The following is an 11,801-nucleotide window of genomic DNA, read 5'->3' on the forward strand; positions in this document are numbered from 1 at the left end:
ATGGCGGCAGGTGCGAGCCATCAGGGGAACCTGGAGGAAACTGGTCCCGGAGGAGACAGGCTGAAGCAGGGCAGTAGGCCTGGACGGTGTTCCCCGTTACCGGAAGCGCGTATGACTGTACGTGGCAAAGTGTCCCGGACCAGCAATGGACCGGGGAAACAGGGTGGTACCGCGGATTTTTCCGTCCCTTTGGAGGGACGGATTTTTTTATTTCTGCGGCCACCGTCAAATCGACTTTCCCCACCAGGGTTCCGATACCAGAACCCATTGAAAAGGATCAGGGCCACGATACCAGGGCCCAGTTGAAAAGGAAACAGCGTTGAAGGAGGACCTCTTATGGAAATGACCGGCGCAGAAGCCATCCTTGCATGTCTCAAAGCAGAACAGGTCCCGGTGGTTTTCGGCTACCCGGGAGGGGCCGTACTGGGCCTGTATGATGCCATTTACAAAACCAACTTTCCCCATATCCTCACCGGCCACGAACAGGGGGCCATCCACGCGGCGGACGGGTACGCCCGGGCCACCGGAAAGGTGGGGGTGTGCATTGCCACCAGCGGCCCCGGGGTCTGCAATATGGTGACGGGGATTGCCACCGCCAACATGGATTCCATTCCCCTGGTGATCATCAGCGGTCAGGTGGCCACCTCCCTGATCGGTCAGGACGCCTTCCAGGAGGCGGACACCGCAGGGATCACCACTCCCATCACCAAATACAACTATCTGGTCCGGAAGGTGGAGAACCTGCCCCAGGTGCTGAAAGAAGCCTTTTACATTGCCCGGACCGGCCGGCCGGGACCGGTGCTCATCGACATCGTCACCGACGTGTTCGATGCCAGACTGGATTTCCAGTATCCCCAGGAGGTCCATCTCCTGGGCTACCAGGGGAGTCTCCATCCCCGGCAGTCCGATGTCCGGCGGGCGGCGGAAGCCCTCTGCCGGGCCCACCGTCCGGTGATCATGGCCGGAGGCGGGGTGATCCTGTCTGGCACCGGAGGAGTGCTTACGGAACTGGCCCGAAAAACCGGGATCCCGGTGGTCACCACCCTGATGGGGAAAGGGGCCGTGCCCGATTCCCTCCCCCAGAACCTGGGGATGCTGGGGATGCACGGCAGCTACGCCGCCAATATGGCAGTATCCGGCTGTGACCTGCTGCTGGCTTTCGGGGTCCGGTTCGACGAACGGTCCACCGCCAAGGCCAGCCTGTTTGCCCCGGCGGCCCGGATCGTCCATTTCAATGTGGAACCGGGGGAAATCAACAAGATCATCCCGGTCCAGGTGGCGGTGCCCGGCGATCTCCAGGAATCCCTGCCCCTTTTTGCCAGTCTGGTGGAACCTCTGGCAGAAGCCGTTAAAGAGCAGACGGCTCCCTGGCGGGAACAGGGAGAAGAAATGAAACGGGAGGTCCCCTGCAGCGCCCATGGGTGCACCGGGGGGATTTCTCCGGAAACCGCCCTGAAACAGGCGGCGGCCCGGGCTCCCCAGGACACCCTTGTGGTCACCGACGTGGGCCAGCACCAGATGTGGGCGGCCCAGTTCTTCCCTACGGAACAGCCCCGGCATTTCCTTACGTCCGGAGGGCTGGGCACCATGGGGTTCGGCCTTCCTGCCGCCCTGGGAGCCAAAGTGGGGGAACCGGACAAAACCGTCCTCCTGATTACCGGGGACGGGAGCATTTTGATGAACTGTCAGGAATTCACCACCCTGCCCACCTACGGCATCCAGGTGAAGATCATCGTCCTGCGGAACGGCCAGCTGGGCATGGTGCGCCAGCTCCAGGGCCTGTTCCGGGGAGGCCGGTATTCCCAGACCAAACTGATCCGGAAGCCCTCCATGGCCAAAATCGCGGAAGCCATGGGGATCCCTTCCCGGAGCATTTCCCGGCCGGAAGAGCTGGCAGCAGGTCTGGAGTTCCTGTTTGGGTCGGAGGGATCCGCCCTGCTGGAAATCACCATTCCCGAGGATGAACGGGTCTATCCCATGGTCCCGGGCAGCAAAGGGCTGGATCAGATGATCCTGGGCCCGGAAGAGAAATAAGGAGGAAAACCCATGAAATGGCAGCATATCGCCCTTCTGGTCAACAACCGGCCGGGAGTCCTGTCCCATGTGGCCGGACTCATCGCCCGCCGGAACATCAATATCGAATGCCTGAACGTAGGCTACACGGAAATCCCGGAAATCAGCCGGATCAACCTGGTGGTGGGAGTGGAAAGCCGGTTCCAGCTGGACCAGGCCATCCACCAGCTGAGCCATCTCATCGATGTAATCAAGGTGGTGAACCTGGATGATGCCCCCCTGGTGAGCTATGAACTGACCCTGATCAAGGTCAGCGCCCCTACCCCCCAGATCCGGGAAGAACTGACCAACATTGCCGGGCTGTTCCATGCCAAGATCGTGGATGTGTATCCGGATTCCCTGATTTTCCGGCTTACGGGACGACAGGATCATATTGAGGCCTTAAAGCAGATGCTCCGGAGCTACACCGTCCTGGAAATCGCCACCACCGGACAGATTGCCCTGGGACGGGGGCCCCAGACGGTGAAGGACAGCCTGCTGGCCGCACCCCGGCCGGAAGAAACGGAACCGGCTGAAAGGAAAGGAGAACAGCCATGAGCCAGAACCAGACCGCGGATTTCCGCCTGTTTGCCCGTTTGTCCGTCCTCCGGAACCTCCGCCGGGATCCGGTGATCCACAGCCTGGCCAAAGCCCAGGCCCATCCGGAACGGGAGAAACACCTGGCCAGGGCCCGGGAAGCTGTCCTGGCCGCCGCTGAAGAGCTGGGCCTTGCCGGGAACCTGTGGCAGGGATACTTTTTCCATCTCCTGGCAGAAGGGGACAACCTGGCCGCCCAGGTGGCGGAAAACCAGGGCACCGCCGGCAGCGGCCTTCTGGCGGCTCTCACCCGGGATCTGGAGGCCCTCCGTCCCTTTTTGGACCTGTCCGGGCAGGCGGTGTTCCAGGACGGGTTCTATGACCATTATGAACCCAGCCGGCCGGCCCGGGAGAACCTGGAAAGCCAGCTGGCCCGGCAATTGAAAGAAACCCCTGAAGCAGCCGGACAGGCCCGGCTGCTGCTCCACCATTACCAGCGGTACGGCCGGGGAAAAATGGCCCGGTATGAAGCCTTCTGCCTGGATGCCAAAGGACGGTTCCAGGGGATTGCAGACTTTCCCCATTACGCCTGGGACGATATCCTGGGTTATGAGGACCAGAAGGAGAAGCTCCTGGCCAATACCCGGCAGTTCATGGCCGGCCGGGGCTGCAACAATGTGCTTTCCACCGGCAGCCGGGGAACCGGGAAGTCCACCTCCATCAAGGCCCTGATCCCCCTGTTCAGTGCCCAGGGCCTGCGTCTGGTCCAGATCAAGCGGGATCAGCTCCAGCTCCTGGCGGAAGCCATGGAACGGGCCGGGAAGATCCGCAGCCACCGGTTCCTGTTCTTCTTCGACGACCTGTCCTTTGATGAGAACGAAAAGGAATACAAGTACCTGAAATCCGCCATTGACGGAGGGGCCGCTCCCCAGCCGGACAATGTGATGCTGTGCGCCACCAGCAACCGGCGGCACCTGCTGAAGGAAACCTGGACGGACCGGAGCGACGACCTGGAGGCGGAAGTGTACCGGGAAGACGCCACCAATGAATCCATTTCCCTGTCCGACCGGTTCGGGCTGATCCTCCATTTCGGGGCTCCCACCCAGCAGGAATACCTGGCCATCATCGACCATGAACTCCGGAAAGAAGGCATCCAGCTGTCTCCGGAAGAACTCCGGGTGGAAGGGGTCCGGTGGGAAATGGAACACTCCGGCCGGAACGGAAGGATCGCCAAACAGTTCGTCCAGTGGTATCTGGGGAATCATTGAGAGGGTTGCTGCGTCTGCAGCAGCCCCTTTTTCATGTCCGATAACCGCCGGTTTTTTCTTTTTTTCTGGTACAATATAGGCAGAACAGGAGGGGAAACCATGAAAAAGACGGTGTTGTATATGGATAAGGTGGAAAGTCCCTTGGGGACCATCCTCTTGAGCAGCCATGGAGAAAAGCTGAACGGGCTGTGGTTCCAGGGGGAGAAGTATGAAGAAATCCGGATGAAAAACGAAGACGGTGTGGAAGAACGGCCGGATCTCCCTGTATTCCAGGAAACCCGGCGTTGGCTGGACCTGTATTTCCAGGGGAAAGATCCAGGCTTCACGCCTCCCCTTGAACTGTCCGGCAGTGATTTCCGGCAGCAGGTAGGGCGGATCATGCTGACCATTCCTTACGGAAAGACCATGACCTATGGCGCCATTGCCCGGGAAATGGCCCGGAGGGAGGGAAAGGAGCGGATGTCGGCACAGGCCGTGGGAGGAGCGGTGGGCCACAATCCCATCAGCTTGATCATTCCCTGCCATCGGGTGGTGGGGACCAGCGGAAGCCTGACCGGATACGGCGGCGGTATGCCCCGGAAAGTGTGGCTGCTGGAACATGAAGGAATCGATCTGAAAGCCTCCGGTTTCACCATACCGAAAAAAGGGACTGCCCTGTAACAGGGACAGTCCTTTTTGCTTCCAGGAGATTCAGTTTCTTCCCCACACGGTCCAGCGTCCTCCTTCTCCCAGTTTTTCCCAGTTTCCCGGGACGGTCTGGAGGAAGTCCTTCTGGCTGCTCTGGTCTACTAGGACGATGATTCTTCCCGTATCTGGCAGGTCTTCCAGGGCTTCGAAGGGCATCATGTTCTTGGCGTTCCAGCTGATCCCTTCCGGCCGCATCTGCTGCAGCCGCTGCCGGGTTACCAGCCGGGGAGCGGGGATCTTGCTGTAATAGGTGAAGGAAACCGGATACCGGCCCCCGTACACGTACACCGGCACCCCGGGCACATGATGGGCAGAAACCAGCTGGGCCACATCCCAGGCGGAAGCCTGGCGGCACAGGGGAGCAGCCAGCACAAAAGACAGCACCGTGAACAGCAGGCCCATGGTCACGGCTGCCCGTTTCACCCAGTACTGGAGATCCAGCCGGCTGGCGGCACAGGCCAGGCCTATGGCCAGCGGGGGCAGACAGGGGAAGGTGTAGGTGGGATATTTGGTGGCCATGCATTCAAAGAAGAACCAGGTGACCAGCACCCACAGGAACAGGAATCGCTGCCGGTCGTCCAGGCTCTTCCAGAAGGTCCGGGTTTTGATCCGTTCCTTCAGGGTCTTCCCGTATTTCTTCCACAGCCAGGGCAGGCTCAGGCTCCAGGGGAAGCAGCCAATGAGGAAAATCAGGAAGTAATACCACCAGGTGTTGTTCCGGGGATGTTCGGACACCGTGGCCCGGAGCACATTGTGGACCCCGATGAACCCGTCCAGGAAGGCGGAACCGTGGAGAAGTGTCATGGGGACGTACCAAAGGGCGGCAATGGCCAGAGCCAGCAGGATTCCCCGGAACAGCTTCATGTGGGCCAGGGTCTTGAAATCCCGGTTCCCGGCCAGGTAGGCCAGGATGATCAGGCCGGGGAGCACCAGACCCAGAGGCCCTTTGGTCAGGATGGCCAGACCGGCCAGGGCATAGGCTCCGTAATACAGACGGGGCCGTTTTTCTGTCTTGGCCAGGTAGAACAGCATCAGGGCTCCGTCCAGCGTGACGAACAGGGTCATATCGGTGATCACCGCTTTGGCCAGGTAGAAATATTCCGCGCTGGTGGCCATAATGAGACCGCTGAGGAATCCCACATTCCGGCTGTACAGCTTCTGGGCGAACCAGTAGGTCTGGAGCACCCCGATGGTGCCGAAAACCGCCGGGAAGAACCGGGCGGCAAAGGAAGTCTCTCCAAACAGTTGGAAGGCCGCCAGCAGTTCTCCGTAGAACATCCAGGGTTTGTCATACCAGTAGTTTCCGTAGATCCGGGGGGAAAGCCAGTCCCCGGAAGCCAGCATCTCCTTGGCGGTAAGGGCATAGTTGGATTCCACCGGATCGGTGATCAACAGCTGTCCGTTGCCGGCAAAGAACAGCACCAGGCTCAGCAGCAGAAGCAGAAAAGCAGGCCAGTGCCGATGATAAAAGCCCAGCAGCGGATTGTCGTCATGTTCCCAATATTCCATATCCGGATCCTCCCATATCTTGATGGTTCCAGTATAGAAGGGAATCTTAAAGGAAAATTAAACACAATCGAAGGATTGATTAAAGAAAAGGGGGCTGTTGCAAGGGCAACAGCCCTCTTTTCAGGTCTCGGGTCTCGAGCCGTGAGTCTCGGGTCGTTGGATAGAACCTGTCCTTCGGCCAGGTTCTTCTTATTGTGTATAACCGTAGGGGGCGCAGGCTCGGCGCCCCGTCAAAAGTCAGTTGGAGATGGGGGGAACAAGGGGGTCCCAACGGTCACTGACCGTTGACCGCTGACAAAAAGAAAAGGTGCTGCACGTTCTGTGCAGCACCTTTTCTTTTTACGCATCCCGGTTTTCCAGGTAATTCAGCACATTGTCTTCGCTGCGCCGGAGATGTTTTTCCATGGCATTTTTTGCGGCAACCGGGTTGTGGTTTTGGATGTTTTCCAGGATCTGGATATGCTCTTCCGTGGAGAGCCGGTAGTGCTGCTGTTCTTCCGGAATGGCATGGCCGGTGCTGGGACCGTTCCACAGTTCCATGAGATAACTGGTCAGCTTCTGGTTGTCGGCAGCTTCCCAGATGGCCATATGGATGGTCTGGTTCAGTTCCTCATAGCTTTTGCTGTCAATGGGGCCTTTAGTGTCGGCCAGGGCTCTGAGCTTTGCCATCAGCTCTTCTCCATTTTTCAGACCGTTCTGTGCGGCCTTGTAGGCAGCGGTGGATTCCAGGAGGATGCGCATTTCAAAAGTATCCTGGATGAATTTCCTATCGATTTTATTGACGATGGCACCTTTGCTCATGCGCAGGGTGATCAGGCCTTCGGCCGCCAGAGTCTGAAAGGCCTCCCGGACAGGGGTCCGGCTGATGCCCAGCTTTTCTGCAATGGCAGTCAGGCTCAGCTCCTGACCGGATTTGTATTCCCCGCTGTAGATGGCACGTTTGAGTATGGAAGTGACCCGCACCCGGGTGGGGACCATTTTCAGGGTTTGCATGATTATCACGATCTCCTATGGATGAATAGATACCTTTATTGTAAGGAGTTTTTGACGGGAATTCAATATCTTTTATGTTGTATATGGAAAATTGAATATCATATACGATATTCAATTTGTAGCCAAATATCAGAAAACTCTTTTGAAGGATTGTTTTTCCAGGAGAAATATGGTAAAAATATCTCATACGAAATATCGTATACGATATACGATATTCTACTATGCAGACGAGAGGATTATGAGGGAGGAATACAACTATGCATGCCATCGAGAAAATTTTTGCGAAAAATGCCGGAAAGGCAAGCGTGGAAACTGGCGAAATCGTCATGGCCAAAGTGGATTTTGCAGAAATCAACGATCTGTATCTCCAGACGGTCTATTCTTTTTATGAAATGGGCGGAGAAAAGGTCTGGGACAATACCCGCTGCGCTTTTGTCTTTGACCATTATGCACCCTGCCCCACCATTAAAAGTGCACAGAACCATAAGGAAATGCGGGAATTCGCTCAAAAGAACAACCTGAAATACCATTTTGACACCAACTGCGGTGTCTGCCATCAGGTTATGCCGGAAGCCGGGGTCATTTATCCGGGGATGATCGTGGTGGCAACGGACAGCCATACCACCACCCATGGAGCCTTCGGTGCGGTGGGTACCGGCTGCGGAGCCACGGACATGGCTACCATCCTGATGACCGGGGAACTGTGGTTCCGGATCCCTGAAATCATCGAAGTCCGTCTGGAAGGGGAAGCCCCCAAGGGAGTGTTCCCCAAGGATGTGATCCTGGCCGTACTGGGGAAAATCCGGGCAGACGGAGCGGTTTACAAAGCCATCGATTTTACCGGAAGCTATGTGGAAAATCTGAATGTGGCCGGGCGGATGACCATCTGCAACATGGCCGTGGAAATGGGAGCCAAAACCGCTTACATGCAGCCCAACCAGGATGTGCTGGACTATGTGAAAGCCCGGGCTGTCCGTCCTTTTGAAGTCCAGTACACGGATCCCGGGTACCAATACTCTGAAAGCTACACCTTCGACGTTTCCCAACTGGAACCGGAACTGTCCTGTCCCAGCAGTGTGGAAAATGTCCATACCCTTTCCAGTGTAGTGGCTGAAGGCCCGGTAAAACTGAACCAGGGATACATCGGTTCCTGCACCGGAGGCCGGGAAGAAGATATTGCCATCGCTGCCAAAATCCTGAAGGGGAGACACATTCCGGAATATACCCGGCTGGTGGTAATCCCGGCTTCGGCGGAAGTGATGCAGAAATGCCTGGAAAAAGGGTATATCCAGGATCTGATCCAGGCAGGTGCCACCATTTCCACTCCGGGATGCGGCGCTTGTCTGGGGGCCCATGAAGGGGTGCTGACAGCTGGGGAAGTCTGCATTACCAGCACCAACCGGAACTTCCCGGGACGTATGGGTTCCAAGGATGCGCTGATGTATCTGGCCAGCCCTGCAACGGTAGCCGCCAGCATGATCACCGGGTACATTACCGACCCGCGGAAATATCTGTAAGAGGAGGAACAGGCAATGGAAACCAAAGTAACTGGAAAAATCATTGTGGTGGGAGACAATATTGATACGGATCAGATCTATCCGGGGCGCTATCTGGATATTGTGGATCCCAAGGAAATCGGCAGTCACTGTCTGTGCGGCGTGGATGAATCCATTGCTGCCAATTTCCCCCAGGGAGGGATGGTGGTGGCCGGAAGGAATTTCGGCTGTGGCTCTTCCCGGGAACATGCTCCCATTGCCCTGCTGAATATGGGAGCAAAAGCCGTCCTGGCTGATTCCTTTGCCCGGATCTTTTTCCGGAATGCCATCAATCTGGGGCTGCTGCCCATTATCTGCAAAGGGATCCGGGAAAAGGTGAAGGATGGGATGACCCTGACCCTGGATCTGGAAAAATATCAGGTGACGGTCCAGGAAACCGGCGAAACCTATCCCTGTGAAAAGCTGGGAGACCAGGCTCTGAAAATCCTGGAAGCCGGGGGCATCAAACCTTTGATGCGGCAACGGTTCGCTAAAATCAAGGCAGAAGCGGGAGACAAGTAAATGACACAGGAACAGATCCTTCTTCTGGGGGCATTGGTCCTGATCGGAATGAGCTTTGTCTGGAAAGTGCGGGATTTCCACAAAAAAACACGGAAATCAGAGAAAGGGGAAAGAAAAAAATGCCAATTGAACTGGTCTTTGTCATAGGGATTGCCGTCCTGCTGTTTTTGTGCCTGAAAGTCAAGGCCAATGCATTCATCGCCCTGCTGGCCACGGCCCTGATCATGGGGATCCTGTCCGGATTGGGCGGACCGGGTACGGTGAAAGCCATTACCGGCGGGTTTGCGGGTACGGTAAAAAGCATCGGGATCGTGATTATTTTTGGGATCCTGTTGGGCAACTATCTGGATGCCGCCAAAGGGACCAACCGGATGGCCATTGATGCCGTCCGCCTGGTAGGGCAGAAACGGGCCAGCCTGGCCATGGCCCTTACCGGCTATTTGGTCTCCATCCCGGTATTTTCCGATGCTGCCTGTGTAATCCTGGCCCCCCTGGTCAAGGCCATCCACAGAAAAACCGGGATCCCGCTGGCAGTGCTGGCTGTCAGCCTTTCCGGGGGCCTGCTGGCCACCCATGTGTATGTGCCGCCCACGCCCGGCCCTCTGGCAGCTGCCGGGCTGCTGGGCATCGATATCGGCCAGGCCATTATGTGGGGTGCCTTTGCGGCCGTGTTCATGACGGCTGCAGGGTGGCTCTTTGCGGAAACCTATCTGCGGACACGGCCGGCTGGTTATTATCAGTTCCAGCCCGATGCCCTGAAGGAAGAACAGGAAGTGTTCGATGACAATACGGACGATCTTCCCGGGACTCTGGCCAGCTTGGTTCCCCTGGTCATTCCTCTGCTGCTGATCGTGGGGAATACTACGGCTTCCATGCTGCTGCCCAAGAAACATCCGCTGCTGGCGGTAACCTCCTTTGTGGGGGATGCCAACATCGCTCTGGCCATTGGGGCCGTCCTTGCCATCATTACCCTGGGCAAACGGATCGGGGGAGAAAATGTCCTGAAAATCATGGATACCACCCTGAAAGATGCAGGGCCCATTGTGTTCATCACTTCCGCCGGCGGTGCCCTGGGTGCTGTGCTGAAAGCATCGGGAGCCGGTGCCAGCCTGGCACAGATGGTCATCGACACCGGGCTGCCGTTCATCCTGATTCCCTTTGTGATCTCCGGACTGCTGAAGGTGGTCCAGGGAAGCGGCACTGTGGCAGTGACCACTGCAGCCACTTTGTGTGCGCCCATTGCCAGCAGCCTGGGGCTCAACCCCATCCTGATCTTCCTGGCATCCGGTGCCGGTGCCCGGGTATGCTGCCATGTGAACGATTCCTTCTTCTGGGTGTATACCAACTGCATGGGATTTGATATGAAAACCGGCCTGAAGACTCTGTCCCTGGGCAATGTGTTCATGAGCCTGGGGGGCCTGCTGGCCACGTATGTTGCCAGCCTGTGGCTGTAAACAATGAAAAAACGGGGCTGTGAAAAAATGAAAAATCATTTTTTCACAACCCCGTTTTCACGCATCTTCCCAGACTTTTTCCGCAATGGACCGGATCAGACGGAGCTTGGCCCACTGTTCTTTTTCCGTCAGCAGGTTCCCTTCTTCGGTGGAGGAGAAACCGCACTGGGGACTCAGGCACAGCTGGTCCAGGGGTACGTATTTTTCCGCTTCCCGGATCCGGGCGATGATGTCTTCTTCCTTTTCCAGTTCCGGGGTCTTGGAGGTCACCAGGCCCAGGACCACCTGCTGGTCTTTGATGAACCGGAGAGGTTCGAAGCCTCCGGCCCGGTCGCTGTCGTATTCCAGGAAGAATCCGTCCACATGGCAGCGGCCGAAGAGGGTTTCCGCCACCGGTTCGTAGCCGCCGCTGGAGAACCAGGTGGAACGGAAGTTCCCCCGGCAGATGTGCATGGTGATGGTCATGTCCTCCGGTTTGGCTTCCAGGGCCCGGTTGATCATATCCACATAGTGGTTGGCCAGTTCATCCAGGTCAAAGCCCCGTTCTGCATAGGCTTTCCGCTTGTCTGCGTCGCAGAATTCTCCCCAGCTGGTGTCATCCAGCTGCAGGTACCGGCAGCCGGCAGCGTAGAAGGACCGGATGGCCTGCTGGTAGGCCAGGGCAATGTCCGTGAACAGCCGGTTCTGGTCCTGGTATTGGGGAATGGGTTCATAGTGTTTTTCCCGGACGCAGCAGATCAGATGCAGCATGCTGGGAGAGGGGATGGTCATTTTGGCCAGGGTGTCCCCGGCCGCTTCCTTCAGAAACCGAAAATGGTCCAGGAAGGGGTGGCTGCCGAAGCTGATGGGACCGGTGATCTTGGCGGTCCGGGCTTTGGGCTGGGCCCCTTTGAAATGGACGGACCAGTTTTCTGCGGAAATCTCCGTAACTCCTTCCAGTTCCGTCAGGAAATCCAGGTGCCAGTACCGGCGGCGGAATTCCCCGTCGGTAACGGCCCGGAGTCCCACTTCTTTTTCCTTGGCCACCAGGTCCCGGATGGCTTCGTCTTCCGCAGCCTTCAGGTCAGCGGCAGTGATGGTCCCGGCGGCCAGAGCCTCCCGTTTTTCCTTCAAAGCAGCCGGCCGCAGAAAGCTCCCTACAATATCATACCGAAAAGGCGGTTTGTTCTTTACAGTCATGAATATATCCTCCCACATCATTCACATTTTGTTCATGGGAAAAGTATAGCATACGCATAGGGATT

General features: G+C 57.2%; 10 protein-coding genes. 7 read left to right on the plus strand and 3 right to left on the minus strand.

The window, feature by feature from the left end:
- Window positions 1–336 precede the first annotated feature (336 nt).
- The 4 genes from ilvB to QVO43_RS07745 all read left to right on the plus strand — a co-directional run bounded on the left by ilvB (window position 337) and on the right by QVO43_RS07745 (window position 4,517).
- Window positions 337–2,034, plus strand: a complete 1,698-nt coding sequence (gene ilvB / locus QVO43_RS07730) for a biosynthetic-type acetolactate synthase large subunit (protein ID WP_022487957.1) — start codon at window positions 337–339, stop codon at window positions 2,032–2,034.
- Window positions 2,035–2,046: 12 nt separating this feature from the next.
- The gene (gene ilvN / locus QVO43_RS07735) at window positions 2,047–2,610 is read left to right on the plus strand and encodes an acetolactate synthase small subunit (protein ID WP_022487958.1); all 564 of its coding nucleotides are present in this window, start codon (window positions 2,047–2,049) and stop codon (window positions 2,608–2,610) included.
- Window positions 2,607–3,857: an ATP-binding protein gene (locus tag QVO43_RS07740; protein ID WP_022487959.1), complete on the plus strand. Its 1,251-nt coding sequence runs from the start codon at window positions 2,607–2,609 to the stop codon at window positions 3,855–3,857. Before ilvN ends, QVO43_RS07740 begins: the two co-directional genes overlap by 4 nt.
- 99 nt (window positions 3,858–3,956) lie before the next feature.
- Window positions 3,957–4,517, plus strand: coding sequence for a methylated-DNA--[protein]-cysteine S-methyltransferase (locus QVO43_RS07745; RefSeq protein ID WP_022487960.1), 561 nt, complete (start codon window positions 3,957–3,959; stop codon window positions 4,515–4,517).
- Window positions 4,518–4,547: 30 nt separating this feature from the next.
- On the opposite strand, the gene QVO43_RS07750 is transcribed toward QVO43_RS07745, so the two are convergent.
- Both QVO43_RS07750 and QVO43_RS07755 read right to left on the minus strand, forming a co-directional pair.
- Window positions 4,548–6,053, minus strand: a complete 1,506-nt coding sequence (locus tag QVO43_RS07750) for an ArnT family glycosyltransferase (RefSeq protein WP_022487961.1) — start codon at window positions 6,051–6,053, stop codon at window positions 4,548–4,550.
- Between the two features lie 339 nt (window positions 6,054–6,392).
- Complete coding sequence (locus tag QVO43_RS07755; RefSeq protein ID WP_022487962.1) at window positions 6,393–7,046, minus strand: GntR family transcriptional regulator; 654 nt, start codon at window positions 7,044–7,046, stop codon at window positions 6,393–6,395.
- 257 nt (window positions 7,047–7,303) lie between these two features.
- Between QVO43_RS07755 and QVO43_RS07760 the strand changes: the two genes are divergently transcribed.
- From QVO43_RS07760 to QVO43_RS07770, 3 genes are all read left to right on the plus strand, one after another.
- Complete coding sequence (locus QVO43_RS07760; protein ID WP_022487963.1) at window positions 7,304–8,563, plus strand: 3-isopropylmalate dehydratase large subunit; 1,260 nt, start codon at window positions 7,304–7,306, stop codon at window positions 8,561–8,563.
- Window positions 8,564–8,578: 15 nt separating this feature from the next.
- Complete coding sequence (locus QVO43_RS07765) at window positions 8,579–9,103, plus strand: LeuD/DmdB family oxidoreductase small subunit (RefSeq protein WP_022487964.1); 525 nt, start codon at window positions 8,579–8,581, stop codon at window positions 9,101–9,103.
- A gap of 119 nt (window positions 9,104–9,222) precedes the next feature.
- A complete protein-coding gene (locus QVO43_RS07770; protein ID WP_022487965.1) occupies window positions 9,223–10,557 on the plus strand; it encodes a GntP family permease in 1,335 nt (444 codons plus the stop codon).
- Between the two features lie 57 nt (window positions 10,558–10,614).
- On the opposite strand, the gene QVO43_RS07775 is transcribed toward QVO43_RS07770, so the two are convergent.
- Window positions 10,615–11,736 carry a 5-methyltetrahydropteroyltriglutamate--homocysteine S-methyltransferase gene (locus QVO43_RS07775; protein ID WP_022487966.1) on the minus strand — a complete coding sequence of 374 codons (1,122 nt, stop codon included), beginning with the start codon at window positions 11,734–11,736 and terminating at the stop codon, window positions 10,615–10,617.
- Window positions 11,737–11,801 lie beyond the last annotated feature (65 nt).

Origin of the sequence: Acidaminococcus sp. CAG:542 (assembly GCF_000437815.1) — a bacterium.
Taxonomy (GTDB): domain Bacteria; phylum Bacillota; class Negativicutes; order Acidaminococcales; family Acidaminococcaceae; genus Acidaminococcus.